Annotated in this window: 9 protein-coding genes, 2 tRNA genes and 5 rRNA genes; 4 read left to right on the top strand and 12 right to left on the bottom strand. The window is 41.6% G+C overall.

Going from position 1 to position 19023, the window contains the following annotated elements; all coding sequences use genetic code 11:
• Positions 1–10: 10 nt before the first annotated feature.
• From HWV02_RS22485 to HWV02_RS22495, 3 genes are all read right to left on the bottom strand, one after another.
• Positions 11–86 (bottom strand) — tRNA-Ala (locus HWV02_RS22485).
• Between the two features lie 24 nt (positions 87–110).
• Positions 111–187: transfer RNA gene (locus HWV02_RS22490), tRNA-Ile, on the bottom strand.
• Positions 188–264: 77 nt separating this feature from the next.
• Positions 265–1809, bottom strand: a 16S ribosomal RNA gene (locus HWV02_RS22495).
• A gap of 556 nt (positions 1810–2365) precedes the next feature.
• Here HWV02_RS22495 and HWV02_RS22500 point away from each other — a divergent pair.
• The 3 genes from HWV02_RS22500 (at position 2366) to HWV02_RS22510 (ending at position 3872) form a co-directional block, all read left to right on the top strand.
• Complete coding sequence (locus tag HWV02_RS22500) at positions 2366–2764, top strand: hypothetical protein (RefSeq protein WP_211677954.1); 399 nt, start codon at positions 2366–2368, stop codon at positions 2762–2764.
• Positions 2765–2824: 60 nt separating this feature from the next.
• Positions 2825–3313: a hypothetical protein gene (locus tag HWV02_RS22505; RefSeq protein WP_211677955.1), complete on the top strand. Its 489-nt coding sequence runs from the start codon at positions 2825–2827 to the stop codon at positions 3311–3313.
• Between the two features lie 181 nt (positions 3314–3494).
• A complete protein-coding gene (locus HWV02_RS22510) occupies positions 3495–3872 on the top strand; it encodes a hypothetical protein (protein ID WP_211677956.1) in 378 nt (125 codons plus the stop codon).
• A 43-nt stretch (positions 3873–3915) separates the two neighbouring features.
• On the opposite strand, the gene leuA is transcribed toward HWV02_RS22510, so the two are convergent.
• The 5 genes from leuA to HWV02_RS22535 form a co-directional block, all read right to left on the bottom strand.
• On the bottom strand, positions 3916–5586 hold the full coding sequence (gene leuA / locus HWV02_RS22515; RefSeq protein ID WP_211677957.1) for a 2-isopropylmalate synthase: 1671 nt from the start codon (positions 5584–5586) through the stop codon (positions 3916–3918).
• Positions 5587–5926: 340 nt separating this feature from the next.
• Positions 5927–6967 carry a GTP-binding protein gene (locus HWV02_RS22520; RefSeq protein WP_211677958.1) on the bottom strand — a complete coding sequence of 347 codons (1041 nt, stop codon included), beginning with the start codon at positions 6965–6967 and terminating at the stop codon, positions 5927–5929.
• 211 nt (positions 6968–7178) lie between these two features.
• A complete protein-coding gene (locus HWV02_RS22525; RefSeq protein WP_211677959.1) occupies positions 7179–7823 on the bottom strand; it encodes a UPF0149 family protein in 645 nt (214 codons plus the stop codon).
• Positions 7824–7900: 77 nt separating this feature from the next.
• On the bottom strand, positions 7901–8296 hold the full coding sequence (gene cueR / locus HWV02_RS22530) for a Cu(I)-responsive transcriptional regulator (RefSeq protein WP_255546979.1): 396 nt from the start codon (positions 8294–8296) through the stop codon (positions 7901–7903).
• A 67-nt stretch (positions 8297–8363) separates the two neighbouring features.
• A complete protein-coding gene (locus HWV02_RS22535) occupies positions 8364–10769 on the bottom strand; it encodes a heavy metal translocating P-type ATPase (protein WP_211677960.1) in 2406 nt (801 codons plus the stop codon).
• A gap of 287 nt (positions 10770–11056) precedes the next feature.
• On the opposite strand from HWV02_RS22535, the gene pgi reads away from it, so the two are divergent.
• Entirely contained in the window at positions 11057–12694 is a 1638-nt protein-coding gene (gene pgi / locus HWV02_RS22540; protein WP_211689363.1) for a glucose-6-phosphate isomerase, read from the top strand.
• A gap of 205 nt (positions 12695–12899) precedes the next feature.
• On the opposite strand, the gene rrf (HWV02_RS22545) is transcribed toward pgi, so the two are convergent.
• The 4 genes from rrf (HWV02_RS22545) to rrf (HWV02_RS22560) all read right to left on the bottom strand — a co-directional run bounded on the left by rrf (HWV02_RS22545) (position 12900) and on the right by rrf (HWV02_RS22560) (position 18908).
• A 5S ribosomal RNA gene (gene rrf, locus HWV02_RS22545) occupies positions 12900–13015 on the bottom strand.
• Between the two features lie 126 nt (positions 13016–13141).
• Positions 13142–16032 (bottom strand): 23S ribosomal RNA (locus HWV02_RS22550).
• Between the two features lie 291 nt (positions 16033–16323).
• A 16S ribosomal RNA gene (locus HWV02_RS22555) occupies positions 16324–17868 on the bottom strand.
• A gap of 924 nt (positions 17869–18792) precedes the next feature.
• Positions 18793–18908: ribosomal RNA gene (rrf, locus tag HWV02_RS22560) — 5S ribosomal RNA — on the bottom strand.
• Together the 16S, 23S and 5S rRNA genes form the textbook arrangement of a ribosomal RNA operon.
• Between the last annotated feature and the right edge of the window lie 115 nt (positions 18909–19023).

Genomic DNA, 19023 nt, shown 5'->3' on the forward strand with positions numbered 1-19023 from the left:
AACTATGATGTGGTGGAGCTATGCGGGATCGAACCGCAGACCTCCTGCGTGCAAGGCAGGCGCTCTCCCAGCTGAGCTATAGCCCCACATCATAGAGTTCGTAAGAAGATTGGTAGGACTGAGTAGATTTGAACTACCGACCTCACCCTTATCAGGGGCGCGCTCTAACCAACTGAGCTACAGTCCTATCGCATTTCTTACATGCTTTTCAACTTTCTATTCAAGCAATTTGTGTGGGCACTTACAAAAACTAACAACTTTACGTAAGGAGGTGATCCAGCCCCAGGTTCCCCTAGGGCTACCTTGTTACGACTTCACCCCAGTCATGAACCACACCGTGGTCATCGCCCTCCCGAAGGTTAAGCTAATGACTTCTGGTGCAGCCCACTCCCATGGTGTGACGGGCGGTGTGTACAAGGCCCGGGAACGTATTCACCGTGACATTCTGATTCACGATTACTAGCGATTCCGACTTCATGGGGTCGAGTTGCAGACCCCAATCCGGACTACGACGCACTTTATGGGATTCGCTTACCATTGCTGGTTTGCAGCCCTTTGTATGCGCCATTGTAGCACGTGTGTAGCCCTACTCGTAAGGGCCATGATGACTTGACGTCGTCCCCACCTTCCTCCGGTTTATCACCGGCAGTCTCCTTAGAGTTCCCACCATTACGTGCTGGCAAATAAGGATAAGGGTTGCGCTCGTTGCGGGACTTAACCCAACATTTCACAACACGAGCTGACGACAGCCATGCAGCACCTGTCTCATAGTTCCCGAAGGCACCAATTCATCTCTGAAAAGTTCTATGGATGTCAAGAGTAGGTAAGGTTCTTCGCGTTGCATCGAATTAAACCACATGCTCCACCGCTTGTGCGGGCCCCCGTCAATTCATTTGAGTTTTAACCTTGCGGCCGTACTCCCCAGGCGGTCTACTTAATGCGTTAGCTTAAGAGCCCAGTTCTCAAGGAACCAAACTCCGAGTAGACATCGTTTACGGCGTGGACTACCGGGGTATCTAATCCCGTTTGCTACCCACGCTTTCGCATCTGAGCGTCAGTTACTTGCCAGGTGGCCGCCTTCGCCACTGGTATTCCTTCAGATCTCTACGCATTTCACCGCTACACCTGAAATTCTACCACCCTCTCAAGAACTCTAGTTTGCCAGTTCGAAATGCAGTTCCCAGGTTGAGCCCGGGGCTTTCACATCTCGCTTAACAAACCGCCTGCATGCGCTTTACGCCCAGTAATTCCGATTAACGCTTGCACCCTCCGTATTACCGCGGCTGCTGGCACGGAGTTAGCCGGTGCTTCTTCTGCGAGTAACGTCACAGCAGTAGAGTATTAATCTACTGCCTTTCCTCCTCGCTGAAAGTACTTTACAACCCTAAGGCCTTCTTCATACACGCGGTATGGCTGCATCAGGGTTTCCCCCATTGTGCAATATTCCCCACTGCTGCCTCCCGTAGGAGTCTGGACCGTGTCTCAGTTCCAGTGTGGCTGATCATCCTCTCAGACCAGCTAGGGATCGTCGCCTTGGTGAGCTCTTACCTCACCAACAAGCTAATCCCACTTGGGCTCATCTAGTCGCGAGAGCTTTCAAGAAGAGGCCCCCTTTCACCCGTAGGTCGTATGCGGTATTAGCAGTCGTTTCCAACTGTTGTCCCCCTCGACTAGGCAGATTCCCAAGCATTACTCACCCGTCCGCCGCTCGACGCCAGAATAGCAAGCTATTCTTCGTTTCCGCTCGACTTGCATGTGTTAAGCCTACCGCCAGCGTTCAATCTGAGCCATGATCAAACTCTTCAATTAAAAGTTTTTTGACTAATCAACGATGTTGATTAAGTCGGCTCAATGAATTCTGTACTTCAACAACAAACCGAGGTTTGTTGTTTATAAAACCAAATCTTTCGATTTAATTTAATGTTCACAATTACATTGATATAATTTTTGGTCATTATATCTCTGCAAGTGCTCACACAGATTGCTTGAATAAATTGTTAAAGAGCATTGACATCAACGCTTTGCGTCGTAGTCAGGCTGCGTATTCTACGCAAACCAGATTCGAAGTCAAGCACATATTTATGCTTTATTCAGGACGTTTAAAAAGTAACCTAAGTTCTTTTTAAACACCTTACTGAGCGGCTGTTGCCGTGTCAGTGAGGACGCATTATAGAGATCTAACTTTACATGGCAAGTCTTTATTAACAAAACATGTAACCAGACAAAGAGCTGCTCATATAACAGCCAAATAGATCACGTCCACGACCAAACTGCTCGATAAATAACATTCACTCTATGCTTATAATAGCCATCACTCCATATATCGATTATTTTATCCCTACATTTACCTTATAATGAAACTATCATGTCTTTACCTATTGAATATACCCGCTTAAACCTATTAGTCGCCGAGAAAACCAAACGCCAACGACAATACAAAGCTCAACTCCTTGTAATACGCAGCGGTGATATCAACATTCGTTTAGGTAAAACACTTATCACAGTCAATCAATCACAATCTATATGGTTACCGCATGACTGCTTATATTCAGTTGAATCATTAGCAACAAGTCAGATTGATATATTATCGTTTTCAGCTCGAGTAACAATTGGTTTACCAACCCGCTTATATCAATCTACAACGCCTTCATTATTACCTTTATTAATAGACGAGCTCACAACAATAGATAAAACCAGTGTTCCAGCTCAGCATTTATTTCAAGTATGCTTAGATCAGGTCCATAAATTAACAGAGCATGTTTAAGCTAATATTATTTTATGGGTAAATTGCGTATAATTAATTTTTCCATTATTTAAATCAATTATGTTTATTTTTAAATGCGAAGGTTTTAATCAAGAACAAGCAACGATTCAAGTTACATCGTTACTGTGGACAGAATCAGGCGAAGTCACCTTTAGCGCTACTGATGATAACTTTGCCTGCTTACTACTAACCCAATGTAAAAGTGATAGTGGTGGTTTTTTCAACCTACTAGCAGGTTGTAAACCTTTGTTGGTAGAACAATGGCTAGAATATTTAGAAGAAAAGCAGTTAATCAAAAAAGTATCACTAGAGCAAGTCGATTATAAAGAAGCTGAATACCCGCTCAAACTAGCCTTTGATGATGAACATGCCAGTACATTACTTGATATGCTATACAAAATAGGTAATTTCAATCGTTTACAAGTTTCTCGCTATTTAAAGAATAGAAACAACATTACCTATCTATCAACCAAGTATGACAAAACAGACTTACAACGCTATCAGCAACTTGGTAAAGCAATTAATTTTATTCTCAGACTAAAGAAATAGCACAAAAAATCATAACTAGTTTGCCTAAACCTTTCAACTTACTTATCTTATCAGCCATTTACATTATGTAGCACTAAAGTGTGATAGTTAATGACTTAAAACAATAGCCAATTATGTTAAGCGAGTGTTAATATCATTACTTATTAACGACAATCGAAATAACACAAGGAAGTGCTGTTTTATGAAGAAGTTACTTGCATATATTGTGCTGAGTACTAGTCTATATGGATGTCAATCGGCACCTAACTACAAATACCAGCCCAGCAAACTAGATAATATTGCTATCGTACGTTATCAAACAATGGCGGATAATTATCAGCATCTGAAATTTGATCGCTACAACTCAATTCTGACAGTCATTTACCAACTGCCAGCCAACAATCTTATCTGGCAACAAGATCAAATAGAAAAACAAACGCATAATACGTTATGTGAAAATAAAAATAGTACCATTTATCGATTGGCGCACAAAGATCATGTAGGCGTGAAATTTGTTTATAAGGGCCAAGGCGGAAAAACCTTAGGCCCTTGGGCTATAGATATCTGTGAACAAAACTAATATAGAGAATGGGTGTTCAGTAACACTAAACACCCATTCTCTATTATGCGGCAGCAAGGTTTTTAATCACTTCTATTTGATTCACTGCATTTAATAATGCCGTTAGTGATGCCGTTAAAATATCGCGGTTAACCGCAACCCCAATAACGGATTGTGTTGCAGTTTTCAGTTGTAAATAAGCAATTGCATCGGCATCTGCACCTTTACTTAATGCATGCTCACTAAAATTAACTACATCAAATTCAATATTAAAATGTTGTTTTAGCGCTTGTATAAAGGCTGTTAAGGCTCCATTCCCCTCACCTGTGATCGCTTTTAATTCTCCAGAATTTTCAAGTTGAGCCTGTATTTTATCTATATTGCCATGACTAACGTTATATTCCATTAACTTATAAAAGTCATCACTACTTCCATAAGTTGATTTAAATAGCTGCCATATTTGCGGGATCATCAACTCACTAGCGGTTGTTTCCGATTTTTGTTGTACCACACTAGAGAATTCAACCTGTAGCCAACGAGGTAACTGCACGCCATATTCTTGTTCAAGTAAATAAGCAATGCCACCTTTACCCGACTGGCTATTTACACGAATAACATGCTTTAACGTTCGATTTAAATCAGTTGGGTCAATAGGTAAATAAGCCACATTCCAAATATCTTCAGGTTTTCTGCGGTCTAGACATTTTTTAATCGCATCCTGATGACTTCCAGAAAAAGCGGTATACACTAATTCACCAACATAAGGATGACGAGGATGAACAGGTAGCTTGGTACATTCCGTTATAGTGGTAATAACATTATCAATATCGCCGAGATTAAGTTTAGGATCGATACCTTGGCTATAAAGGTTCATAGCCATCGTAATAATATCCATATTGCCAGTACGTTCACCATTACCTAATAAGGTACCTTCCACACGGTCTGCTCCCGCCATCACAGCGAGTTCAGCTGCCGCAACAGCACAACCACGATCGTTGTGAGTATGTACACTGACGGTAATGGCTTCTCGACCCTGCACATGTTCACAGAACCATTCGACTTGATCAGCAAACACGTTCGGCGTCGACATTTCGACCGTTGCAGGCAAATTAATAATGACCGGATTTGCCGGTGTTGGCTGCCAAACCGCATTGACCGCATCACAAATATCAACGGCAAAATCCAATTCTGTACCCGAAAAACTTTCCGGTGAATATTCAAACTGCCAGCAAGGCCCAGGATTCGCATCAGCATGCTGTTTAACCCATGTAGCCCCTTGCACCGCTATATCAATTATACCTTGACGATCTTTTTGAAAGACAAGCTCTCTTTGTACTGTTGACGTTGAATTATAAACGTGGATAATCGCCTGTTTCACACCTTTTAGTGCTGCGAATGTTTTTTCGATAAGACTTTCACGCGCTTGGGTTAAAACTTGAATAGTCACATCATCTGGGATCTTATTTTCTTCAATTAACCAGCGGACAAAATCAAAATCCATTTTCGATGCAGCAGGAAAACCAACTTCGATTTGTTTAAAACCCATAGTCAATAAAAGTTGGTAATAACGGCGCTTTTGCGCAACTGTCATCGGCTCAACAAGCGCTTGATTGCCATCGCGTAAATCAACACTACACCATTGCGGAGCCTGAATAATACTCTTATTCGGCCATTGTCGATTAGGCATATTTAGGATTGGGAAAGCTTGGTATTTACTGTGGTTAAATGTAGTCATATTAAAGTCCTTTTACGTATTTACAGTCACATCATCAATGATGAATTAGCGATCATCACGCTGGGTAAAAACAGCAACTAAGCACCACACTCAAGGCTTAGTTACTGTATCCAAGTCGTATACGTAATAAAGATTTAATTTTTTTATCAACCATCATCGGCACCAAACGTTTATTGACAGAAAGTTTATAATTAAAGTATACGTAAAAACACGCAGATAATGATTGTTTTGTTTGTACTAATCACCTGAACATCAGCAATATATAGCTAAAATATAAACCAAATAAGCTATATATCACCACATTTTGTTTTAAAAGTGCAATTTAAAAATTTGGCTTCAATTATTTTCTGCTCGAGAGAGTGAGAGTATCGCATAATGCCTCTTCGAGCTTTTGCCAAGGTAACTCAATCATGCTAATGATTTCGATCTTACTCGTTTCCAACTCACTGATGGGCATAAAGTCACATTCGCCATTAACACTGTTTATTGAAAAACAGCCTTGTTCGGTCTTAATTACAGCTTTCAAACGCACAACTTCCAAAGGCTCTAATAATGTCGCTAGTGCCATTAAATTAAATACCTGTTGCTGATTGAAAATCCAGCCATAACTAAATAAACCCTGTCCTTCACCATGATTGCGTTCAAAACGCAGATCGGTATCGAGCGCTAACGACTCTTTTTCATGATGATGATGTGTATGGCTATGTTTTAGATGCGCGGATAAATGTTGAGACCGGCGTTTATAATCAAGTGGCAATGCGAGAGTATCAATTGAAAATTCACCGTGATGCGTCCACACGACTGATTTTTTAGCTGGTAATAGTTGTGCAGTAAAGTCCATGAAACAGCGCTTATCTTCACTATTGAGTTGCTCCGTTTTATTCGCCACAAGTACATCAGCCAAGCTGATTTGATCTTGAAAGTGATTATTTTCAACGTATTTACGATCATTAAGATGGATAGGGTCAACCAAGCAGATAGTTGCGTTGAGCGCTAAAACATCACAGTAAAATTCACCCGATAGATCTTTAATCACTTGTTGTAAATGCCCAAGTCCTGTTGGCTCAATCAAGATACGATCAGGCTTTGCTTTACTGATTAACATATTCAATCCCATTTTCATGGGTAGCCCGGCGACGCAACAAAGACAACCGCCTGGAATTTCTTTGACAATAATACGCTGTTCTTGATTGTCTAACGTTTCAGTAAATGCAGATAATAAAGTACCATCAATGCCTATTTGACCAAACTCGTTAACCAATACCCCCCACACTTCACCTTCCGGTTTTTGCTTAAGTAACTGTTGAATAGCGGTTGTTTTACCGACACCAAGAAAACCAGTAATAATATTGGTCGGTATTTTATTTACTTGTTTCGACATTAGACTTCCTATGCATGATTACGGCGATCAAAAAGTGACACTGAAACATCATAATAGATAAGGCATTTTTATAAAATAGGCAGGTATATGAAAATAGTAATTAAGAAAAGCAGCCAGTAAAGGGACAAAAGCGATAAGCTTAGTATTACGAGACAAATATAACCGTGAATAACAGCTGACTACTCACGGTTATTAAATAATAACCAAATGATTAATCAATCAGTTCGTCATCATTCCAATCGTCATCATCATAATTACCACTTGCCAATGCCGCTTGTTCAATCACTTGAGCATAAGCGACAATAAAATCAGGCATCATCTCTAATACGGTATGCGTAAATGTTTCCCATTCACTTTGTTGTAATTGTGCAATTTGTTGCGCAGTACCAGCACAGGAGAAATAACTTAAGCACAAATATGCCATTTGTAATGCTTGATGTATTTCACTATCGTCAGCCAATGAGCTTACTAAACTTTCATAATAAAAAGCAGCACCAATCGCAAAACCAATCGACCAATCATTTAATGCTTCACCGGAGTTAAAGTTGTCCGCAAAATCAGTAGTCTCGATACACTCGGTTGGTAATTTAGCTCCCGTTTCATAGACCTGTTCACTGATCTCATTATAAACAGAGATAATAGCGAATAATTTATCATCCGTAATATTTTTTGGTGCAGCACCGCCAAAGATCATATCCATCCAATCTTCAGTTTCTATTGGTTCAGGTGCAGCAACTAAACCAAAGAAAAAACCTTTCATCGCAATTAATGATAATGTTTCTTTTGGTGTTTCGTCACCAGATAGCCAATCTGATAATAATATTTCATCTTCGCGTGATAATGCTGAACCAGTCATATAAAACCTTTTATTTCACAAATATTTTGTCGTGTTATTTACTGCTTAGTTTACTGGAAAGTAGGCAACAGTGATATTTATTCAATAGAAAGCTGATCTAAAATAGCGCACTCTGAAGAGTTATCGCCCTTACAAGAAGATGCTAATGATAATAGCGTACTGTGCATGCCTTGTAATATTACAATACGTGCTTCGATATCGGTAATTTTTTCTAACGTTAATGCCTTTACCTGAGCCGCTGTACGCTCTTCACTTTTATAGAGGTGTACTAATTCTTTGCATTCTTCAAGATTGAACCCTGCATCTCGTGCCCGCTTCACAAAATTTAACTCATCAATAATGCGTTTATCATAATAACGGTAACCATTATCCCCCCGAATAGGTTCAGAGGTTAAAGCAATACTTTCGTAATAACGGATCGTTTTTGTTGATAAACCAACTTCTTTTGCTACTGAACTAATATTTTTCATCATATAACCTGCTACTTTATTGTTTCAAGGCAATCAAGCTTGTGTAATCGATAATGCTTCAATATATTTATTAGTGAACAAACTTAGGCTGCCAACGCTTAATCAGTAGTGAATTCGACAATACTGCAATACTGCTAAATGCCATTGCCGCACCTGCAATCTCAGGACTTAAATAGCCAGCTGCAGCCAACGGAATACCAATAAGGTTAAAAATAAATGCCCAAAATAAATTTTGTTGGATCTTACGCCAAGTTATTTTCGAAATATCCATTGCTGCCGAAACCAAACGAGGATCATTTCTTAATAAGGTAATATTTGCAGTTTCCAGCGCAACGTCCGAACCAGATCCCATCGCAATGCTAATATCGGCTTGAGCTAATGCAGGCGCATCATTAATCCCATCACCAACCATGGCAACTGTTTTTCCAAGTCGCTGTCGGTCTTGGATATAACTTGATTTATTTTCGGGTTTTACCTGCGCATAATAGTGATCTATTTTTAGTACTTCAGCAATTTTTTCTACTGCCATCGCATTATCACCACTGAGCATTATCGTATTAATCCCAGCGTGTTGTAATAATGCAATCGCAGCCCGACTTTCAACGCGTAAGGTATCAGCAATAATAACTAAACCTACAAGATGACCCTCTATTGCAACCCACATTTCTGAACCGGCATGTTCACTTAACTCAACAAGTAACGAATCTCCAAGTCTAGTGCCTACGCCCTCTGCGAGCATCAATTCGCGATTACCAATCAAAACGGTCTCTTCTTCAACATTCCCTTTAATACCATAGCCGATGATAGTTTCAACTTGAGAGGCGGGTAATAATTTAAGTCGTTTATCTTGCGCATAACCGATGATCGATTTTGCTAACGGATGTTCACTGAACTGTTGAACTGCCGCAGCACTTCTAATTAAAATATCTTCATCATAATCAAAGCAATGTACGGCGGTAACCTTAGGCTTACCCTGTGTTAACGTACCAGTCTTATCTAATATTACATCGGTAATTTTATGTGCTTTTTGTAAGGTATCTATATCTTTAATTAAAATACCTTGTCGTGCAGCAGCCCCAGTCCCAGTAACCAATGCAGCAGGCGTTGCAAGACCCAAAGCACAAGGACAAGCAATAACTAATACCGCCACAGCAGAAATTAAACCATTTTCAAAATCATCAAAGCCGAAATACCAGACTAAAAATGTCAGCGTAGCTATGGTTAATACAACAGGAACAAAAATATTACTTATCTTATCAACTAATTGCTGAAAAGGAGCTTTACCCATTTGGGCAGTTTCGACAAGAGAGATAATTTTATTTAAGCTGGAATCGCTACCAACCGCATTGACCTTTAACAGTAAAACGCCAGTGCCATTAATAGAGCCACCAATAAGTGTTTGTCCGGGCTGTTTTACTACCGGTAGGCTTTCCCCAGTAATCATAGATTCATCTAGTTCGCTTTGACCATCGATAATAACGCCGTCTACTGGTATTTTTTCACCCGCAAGAACCCTAACTTCATCCCCAATGACGACTTCTTCAATAGGGAGTTTTAGCCATTCATCTCCACGTTTTACGTTAGCCACTTCCGGCCTTAACATCATCAGAGCATGAATAGCCGAAGACGTATTTTGTTTCGCATTCTCTTCTAAGAATTTACCAAGACTTATTAAAGTAATAACAACCGCACTGGCTTCAAAATACAGCGCACCTTGTGCACTTTCACCTATCGTTAAAAATAAATATAAACTATAGAAATAAGCAGCACTGGTACCTGTCGCAACAAGCACATCCATGTTTGCAGCACCGTTTTTTAATGAATTATACGCACCTAAATAATAACGACGACCAATAATAAATTGGATTGGTGTGGCTAATAATAATTGCAGCCATACGGGAATAAGGAAGTTAATATCACTGACAAACATAGTCAGCATACCAGCAACTAAAGGCAACGTTAGTAAAGCAGAAATGATCACAAATAGCAGCTGTTGTTTATTTTTTCTTTTGAATTCAACTTCTCTGGCTAATAAGTTTTCTGTTTGTGACAACATACTCCCGCGATTAACAGTCGCTTTGTAACCTAGATTTATGATCAAGTTAATAATATCCGCGGGAAGGATAGCACCAGAAAAATACGTTACGGTTATTTTCTCGCTCGCAAAGTTAGCATCTACGCTTAATATGTGTTTGTTTACTAATAATTTAGAAACTGTTTTTGCCGCACAATTAGCACAAGACCAACCTCCGACAGAGAGTGATAATGATTCGCTATGATAGTGATATTTTTTATCATCTAAAATAGTTTTAACAGTACGACTTGTTGCGATATCAGTTATATTGATCTGAGCAGTCGCAAGCGCAAAATTAACGCTAGCTTGAATACCGTTTTCAGCATTTAGCGCAGCCTCCAATTTTGATGCACAGCCCGCACATGACATACCATCGATAGCAATTGAAACTGTTTTAGACATAACGAAAAAACCCGATTAGTGATAATATAAATAGAATATAACCTTTACCCTTAGTGTAAGGTCAAGACGTTAATTTCGCGATTTATTATTCAAGGGTTTTGTAACATCTCGTAAAAACGAGATATCCCTAACATTAACAACAATATTTTTATGAAAAATAATCATCATGTAAGAAAATTACTTATATAATTAGAGTACAGCTGAATGAAGCGCCTTAAAACATCTTCATCTGTCTTATATGTAGATTAATTACCAAATTCCATTTAGTAAAAGTGAAAAATAAAATCATGAATCCAACAGAAACGAATGCTTGGCATGCCTTACAAGCACACTATTTAGACATGCAAAAAACAAATATCAGTACTTTGTTTTCGAATGACACTAATAGATTCGAACAATTCTCAAAGCAATTCAATAATGATATTTTATGCGACTTCTCTAAAAATATAATCACCCAATGCACACTGAAAAAATTAACTGCACTTGCGCATGAGATGGATTTACCCGCAGCTATTAGTGCGATGGTGTCAGGTGAACAAATCAACCAAACTGAAAAAAGAGCAGTATTACATACAGCACTTAGAAATCGCAGTAATACACCGGTAATGGTTGATGGCGAAGATATAATGCCAGCTATAAATGCGGTCCTAATTCAAATGAAAGCATTTTGTCAGGACATCATTAGTGGAAATTGGAAAGGATATACAGGTAAATCAATTACAGATATCGTCAATATCGGTATTGGTGGTTCTGACTTAGGTCCATACATGGTTACTGAAGCATTAAAACCATATAAAAATCATCTAAACATGCACTTTGTTTCAAATGTTGACGGTACCCATATAGCAGAAACATTAAAAGGCTTAAATCCTGAAACAACATTATTTTTAATTGCATCAAAAACATTTACGACACAAGAAACAATGACAAATGCACACAGTGCACGATCATGGTTCTTGGCGAATGCTGAAAGTGAAGAGCATGTTGCATCTCACTTTGCAGCATTATCAACAAATGCAGTCGCTGTTCAAGCGTTTGGTATCGATACCAAAAATATGTTCGAGTTTTGGGATTGGGTTGGCGGTCGCTATTCACTTTGGTCAGCAATTGGTTTATCGATTGCACTTAGTATTGGCTTCGATAATTTCGAAGAGTTACTCAGCGGTGCACATGAAATGGATAAGCATTTTATTGAAACACCGTTGGAAGATAATATCCCAGTTATTTTGGCATTAATTGGGGTTTGGTATAACAACTTTTTCGGTGCTGAAAGCGAAGCTATTTTACCTTACGATCAGTATATGCATCGTTTTGCTGCTTATTTCCAGCAAGGTAATATGGAATCAAATGGTAAGAGTGTTGATCGTGATGGCAAAGCCGTTGATTACCAAACAGGTCCTATTATCTGGGGTGAACCTGGGACAAACGGTCAACATGCTTTCTATCAATTAATCCACCAAGGCACAAAACTTATCCCATGTGATTTTATTGCACCAGCACAATCACATAATAAGATCTCAGATCATCATGTAAAACTAATGTCTAACTTCTTTGCACAAACAGAAGCGTTAGCGTTCGGTAAATCAAAACAAACAGTGATTGATGAATTAACAGATTCTGGTATGTCAGAAGCAGACATTGCCACATTAGCTGAGTTTAAAACGTTTAAAGGCAACAACCCAACCAACTCTATTTTATTCAAACAACTGACACCTAAAACACTTGGTTCGTTGTTAGCCATGTATGAACATAAGATCTTCACACAAGGTATTATATGGAATATTTTTAGTTTTGATCAATGGGGGGTTGAATTAGGTAAGCAATTAGCCAATCAAATTTTACCAGAATTAAATGATGATCAATTAATTGATAGCCATGATAGTTCTACGAATGGTTTAATCAATACCTTCAAGGCATGGCGTTAATCCATTAACGATAAAGATATTACGCTCTACTTAGCCTAATAAAAATACACAAAAACCAGCCGCAGGCTGGTTTTTTATTGTCAATCACTTGGCTTGATTCAGCCAGAGTAAAGTTTGTAATTTAACATAAGCAATATCCCTACCTTTAAATTACAGACACAAAAAAGCCGATATCATCGCTGATATCGGCTCTCTCTAATTTGGCGCTTGGCGATGCCCTACTCTCACATGGGGAAGCCCCACACTACCATCGGCGTTATTACGTTTCACTACTGAGTTCGGAATGGGATCAGGTGGTACCGCAACACTATGGTCACCAAGCAAATTTGGTTTGCTTTCAAGTTGTATCTTTAAAATCTGAAAAGCTATAAATAAAGAAGTCTTTAAAACATAAAGTGTTCTGTCTATTCTTAAGTCGATATTTCAATTAATCATACTTCAGTTTGTATGGTTAAGCCTCACGGGTAATTAGTACAAGTTAGCTCAATGCCTCACAGCACTTACACACCTTGCCTATCAACGTTGTAGTCTCCAACGGCCCTTCAGGGGACTTAAAGTCCCAGTGAGAACTCATCTCGAGGCCTGCTTCCCGCTTAGATGCTTTCAGCGGTTATCAGTTCCGAACTTAGCTACCGGGCAATGCTATTGGCATAACAACCCGAACACCAGTGGTTCGTCCACTCCGGTCCTCTCGTACTAGGAGCAGCTCCTCTCAATTCTCAAACGCCCACGGCAGATAGGGACCGAACTGTCTCACGACGTTCTAAACCCAGCTCGCGTACCACTTTAAATGGCGAACAGCCATACCCTTGGGACCAACTTCAGCCCCAGGATGTGATGAGCCGACATCGAGGTGCCAAACACCGCCGTCGATATGAACTCTTGGGCGGTATCAGCCTGTTATCCCCGGAGTACCTTTTATCCGTTGAGCGATGGCCCTTCCATTCAGAACCACCGGATCACTAAGACCTACTTTCGTACCTGCTCGACGTGTCTGTCTCGCAGTTAAGCTGGCTTATGCCTTTGCACTAACCACATGATGTCCAACCATGTTTAGCCAACCTTCGTGCTCCTCCGTTACTCTTTGGGAGGAGACCGCCCCAGTCAAACTACCCACCAGACACTGTCCGCAACCCCGATAAGGGGCCTACGTTAGAACATCAAACGTACAAGGGTGGTATTTCAAGGTTGACTCCACATCATCTAGCGACAATGCTTCAACGTCTCCCACCTATCCTACACATGTAGGTTCAATGTTCAGTGCCAAGCTATAGTAAAGGTTCACGGGGTCTTTCCGTCTAGCCGCGGGTACACTGCATCTTAACAGCGATTTCAATTTCACTGAGTCTCGGGTGGAGACAGCGTGGCCATCATTACGCCATTCGTGCAGGTCGGAACTTACCCGACAAGGAATTTCGCTACCTTAGGACCGTTATAGTTACGGCCGCCGTTTACCGGGGCTTCGATCATGAGCTTCGACCTAAGTCTAACCCAATCAATTAACCTTCCGGCACCGGGCAGGCGTCACACCGTATACGTCATCTTTCGATTTTGCACAGTGCTGTGTTTTTAATAAACAGTTGCAGCCACCATTTCTCTGCGACCGACAATAGCTTACGGAGCAAGTCCTTCACCATCATCGGCGTACCTTCTCCCGAAGTTACGGTACCATTTTGCCTAGTTCCTTCACCCGAGTTCTCTCAAGCGCCTTAGTATTCTCTACCTAACCACCTGTGTCGGTTTGGGGTACGATTCTCTTATATCTGAAGCTTAGAGGTTTTTCCTGGAAGCCGGGTATCAACTACTTCATCTCCGTAGAGACTCGTCATCAGCTCTCAGCCTAATGTGCGCCCGGATTTACCTAAGCACACAGCCTACAACCTTAAACATGGACAACCATCGCCATGCTAGCCTAACCTTCTCCGTCACCCCATCGCAATATAAGTGAGTACAGGAATATTAACCTGTTTCCCATCGACTACGCCTTTCGGCCTCGCCTTAGGGGTCGACTCACCCTGCCCCGATTAACGTTGGACAGGAACCCTTGGTCTTTCGGCGTGGAGGTTTTTCACCCCCATTATCGTTACTCATGTCAACATTCGCACTTCTGATACCTCCAGCAAGCTTCTCAACTCACCTTCGACGGCTTACAGAACGCTCCTCTACCATGCAAGAACAAGTCTTGCATCCGTAGCTTCGGTGGTATGTTTAGCCCCGTTAAATCTTCCGCGCAGACCGACTCGACCAGTGAGCTATTACGCTTTCTTTAAAAGATGGCTGCTTCTAAGCCAACTTCCTGGCTGTCTGAGCCTTTCCACATCGTTTCCCACTTAACATACACTTTGGGACCTTAGCTGACGGTCTGGGTTGTTTCCCTTTCCACGACGGACGTTAGCACCCGCCGTGTGTCTCCCGCGATTGAACTTATTGGTATTCGGAGTTTGCAAAGGGTTGGTAAGTCGGGATGACCCCCTAGCCTTAACAGTGCTCTACCCCCAATAGTTAGACGCGAGGCGCTACCTAAATAGCTTTCGAGGAGAACCAGCTATCTCCCGGTTTGATTGGCCTTTCACCCCCAGCCACAAGTCATCCGCTAATTTTTCAACATTAGTCGGTTCGGTCCTCCAGTTGATGTTACTCAACCTTCAACCTGCCCATGGCTAGATCACCGGGTTTCGGGTCTAATCCCAGCAACTATTCGCGCAGTTAACACTCGGTTTCCCTACGGCTCCGCTATTCGCTTAACCTTGCTACTGAAATTAAGTCGTTGACCCATTATACAAAAGGTACGCAGTCACAGAACAAGTCTGCTCCCACTGCTTGTACGTATACGGTTTCAGGTTCTATTTCACTCCCCTCACAGGGGTTCTTTTCGCCTTTCCCTCACGGTACTGGTTCACTATCGGTCAGTCAGTAGTATTTAGCCTTGGAAGATGGTCCTCCCATATTCAAACAGCATATCACGTGTGCCGTCCTACTCGATTTCACAGTAAGGTCGTTTTCATGTACGGGACTATCACCCTGTATCGTGAAACTTTCCAGAATCTTCCACTAACTTCCAAACTGCTTAAGGGCTAGACCCCGTTCGCTCGCCGCTACTAAGGGTATCTCTATTGATTTCTTTTCCTCGGGGTACTTAGATGTTTCAGTTCTCCCGGTTCGCTTCGTAACGCTATGTATTCACGTTACGATACTCTACAAAGTAGAGTGGGTTCCCCCATTCGGAAATCTGTGGATTAACGCTTTTTATCAACTCCCCACAGCTTAACGCAGATTAACACGTCCTTCATCGCCTCTGACTGCCTAGGCATCCACCGTATACGCTTAGTCACTTAACCATACAATCTAAAGTCGACCGTACAATTGAAATAACTAGGTATTATCTAGTTTTTTTCGCCTCAAGAATACTCAAGAACACTATATTGTTATTGCCGAAGCAATAACGTGTTTTAAGAACTTCTTTATTTATTCAGCTTTCCAAATTTTTAAAGAGCAATTTGCTAAAAAGCAAAGATAAACAAGCGATTGCTTATCTTTGCTTACTAGCGTCTTACTATTAGTAAGACATACTATTCAACTTTCTATTCAAGCAATTTGTGTGGGCACTTACAAAAATTAACAACTTTACGTAAGGAGGTGATCCAGCCCCAGGTTCCCCTAGGGCTACCTTGTTACGACTTCACCCCAGTCATGAACCACACCGTGGTCATCGCCCTCCCGAAGGTTAAGCTAATGACTTCTGGTGCAGCCCACTCCCATGGTGTGACGGGCGGTGTGTACAAGGCCCGGGAACGTATTCACCGTGACATTCTGATTCACGATTACTAGCGATTCCGACTTCATGGGGTCGAGTTGCAGACCCCAATCCGGACTACGACGCACTTTATGGGATTCGCTTACCATTGCTGGTTTGCAGCCCTTTGTATGCGCCATTGTAGCACGTGTGTAGCCCTACTCGTAAGGGCCATGATGACTTGACGTCGTCCCCACCTTCCTCCGGTTTATCACCGGCAGTCTCCTTAGAGTTCCCACCATTACGTGCTGGCAAATAAGGATAAGGGTTGCGCTCGTTGCGGGACTTAACCCAACATTTCACAACACGAGCTGACGACAGCCATGCAGCACCTGTCTCATAGTTCCCGAAGGCACCAATTCATCTCTGAAAAGTTCTATGGATGTCAAGAGTAGGTAAGGTTCTTCGCGTTGCATCGAATTAAACCACATGCTCCACCGCTTGTGCGGGCCCCCGTCAATTCATTTGAGTTTTAACCTTGCGGCCGTACTCCCCAGGCGGTCTACTTAATGCGTTAGCTTAAGAGCCCAGTTCTCAAGGAACCAAACTCCGAGTAGACATCGTTTACGGCGTGGACTACCGGGGTATCTAATCCCGTTTGCTACCCACGCTTTCGCATCTGAGCGTCAGTTACTTGCCAGGTGGCCGCCTTCGCCACTGGTATTCCTTCAGATCTCTACGCATTTCACCGCTACACCTGAAATTCTACCACCCTCTCAAGAACTCTAGTTTGCCAGTTCGAAATGCAGTTCCCAGGTTGAGCCCGGGGCTTTCACATCTCGCTTAACAAACCGCCTGCATGCGCTTTACGCCCAGTAATTCCGATTAACGCTTGCACCCTCCGTATTACCGCGGCTGCTGGCACGGAGTTAGCCGGTGCTTCTTCTGCGAGTAACGTCACAGCAGTAGAGTATTAATCTACTGCCTTTCCTCCTCGCTGAAAGTACTTTACAACCCTAAGGCCTTCTTCATACACGCGGTATGGCTGCATCAGGGTTTCCCCCATTGTGCAATATTCCCCACTGCTGCCTCCCGTAGGAGTCTGGACCGTGTCTCAGTTCCAGTGTGGCTGATCATCCTCTCAGACCAGCTAGGGATCGTCGCCTTGGTGAGCTCTTACCTCACCAACAAGCTAATCCCACTTGGGCTCATCTAGTCGCGAGAGCTTTCAAGAAGAGGCCCCCTTTCACCCGTAGGTCGTATGCGGTATTAGCAGTCGTTTCCAACTGTTGTCCCCCTCGACTAGGCAGATTCCCAAGCATTACTCACCCGTCCGCCGCTCGACGCCAGAATAGCAAGCTATTCTTCGTTTCCGCTCGACTTGCATGTGTTAAGCCTACCGCCAGCGTTCAATCTGAGCCATGATCAAACTCTTCAATTAAAAGTTTTTTGACTAATCAACGATGTTGATTAAGTCGGCTCAATGAATTCTGTACTTCAACAACAAACCGAGGTTTGTTGTTTATAAAACCAAATCTTTCGATTTAATTTAATGTTCACAATTACATTGATATAATTTTTGGTCATTATATCTCTGCAAGTGCTCACACAGATTGCTTGAATAAATTGTTAAAGAGCATTGACATCAACGCTTTGCGTCTTAGTCAGGCTGCGTATTCTACGCAAACCAGATTCGAAGTCAAGCACATATTTATGCTTTATTCAGGACGTTTAAAAAGTAACCTAAGTTCTTTTTAAACACCTTACTGAGCGGCTCTTGCCGTGTCAGTGGGATGCATTATAGGGATTTAGATCACATTAGCAATCCATTTTATGCACTTATATTGATTTAATATTTAGTGCAGGAAAAACCAGCAATAACACGCGTATTAACGATCACGATTCATACGAACGACTACTATTACAGCATTCAATTCCCTACAGCCTTACTAATACCAATTCGTCTCATGGATAAAAAATACTAACCAAATCTATTAATCTAGTTCTGTCCCGGAACAGAGCGCGACTATAATTAGCCAAAATAATCAGCGTTGAGCATAAAATAACTTTTTTGCTCATTATATTCAGTGAATATAAGGCCCAACATTCACTCAAACTAAAAATAACGGTGCGTGTTCACAAGCGAATTGACTACGAAGAGCCGTTCCTTTTGACTAATCGAACGCCAGTTACACAAAAACCAGCCATCGGCTGGTTTTTTATTAGTTGGAATACGTTTATAGCAACCAACGCTGCTGGTTAAGCTCGGTATTTTTAATTCAAACGCGCAATAATCACATCACAGGTGTAAATTACAGACACAAAAAAGCCGATATCATCGCTGATATCGGCTCTCTAATTTGGCGCTTGGCGATGCCCTACTCTCACATGGGGAAGCCCCACACTACCATCGGCGTTATTACGTTTCACTACTGAGTTCGGAATGGGATCAGGTGGTACCGCAACACTATGGTCACCAAGCAAATTTGGTTTGCTTTCAAGTTGTATCTTTAAAATCTGAAAAGCTATAAATAAAGAAGTCTTTAAAACATAAAGTGTTCTGTCTATTCTTAAGTCGATATTTCAATTAATCATA

It is taken from the genome of Moritella sp. 28 (assembly GCF_018219435.1).
In the GTDB taxonomy this organism is placed as follows: domain Bacteria; phylum Pseudomonadota; class Gammaproteobacteria; order Enterobacterales; family Moritellaceae; genus Moritella.

Bases quoted from the DNA above. Each gene is read 5' to 3' on its own strand.
- HWV02_RS22505 (WP_211677955.1), top strand. From the start codon at position 2,825: ATGTTTATTTTTAAATGCGAAGGTTTTAATCAAGAACAAGCAACGATT.
- HWV02_RS22510 (WP_211677956.1), top strand. From the start codon at position 3,495: ATGAAGAAGTTACTTGCATATATTGTGCTGAGTACTAGTCTATATGGA.
- HWV02_RS22520 (WP_211677958.1), bottom strand. From the start codon at position 6,967: ATGTCGAAACAAGTAAATAAAATACCGACCAATATTATTACTGGTTTT.
- HWV02_RS22525 (WP_211677959.1), bottom strand. From the start codon at position 7,823: ATGACTGGTTCAGCATTATCACGCGAAGATGAAATATTATTATCAGAT.
- HWV02_RS22500 (WP_211677954.1), top strand. From the start codon at position 2,366: ATGTCTTTACCTATTGAATATACCCGCTTAAACCTATTAGTCGCCGAG.
- pgi (WP_211689363.1), top strand. From the start codon at position 11,057: ATGAATCCAACAGAAACGAATGCTTGGCATGCCTTACAAGCACACTAT.
- leuA (WP_211677957.1), bottom strand. From the start codon at position 5,586: ATGACTACATTTAACCACAGTAAATACCAAGCTTTCCCAATCCTAAAT.
- cueR (WP_255546979.1), bottom strand. From the start codon at position 8,296: ATGATGAAAAATATTAGTTCAGTAGCAAAAGAAGTTGGTTTATCAACA.
- HWV02_RS22535 (WP_211677960.1), bottom strand. From the start codon at position 10,769: ATGTCTAAAACAGTTTCAATTGCTATCGATGGTATGTCATGTGCGGGC.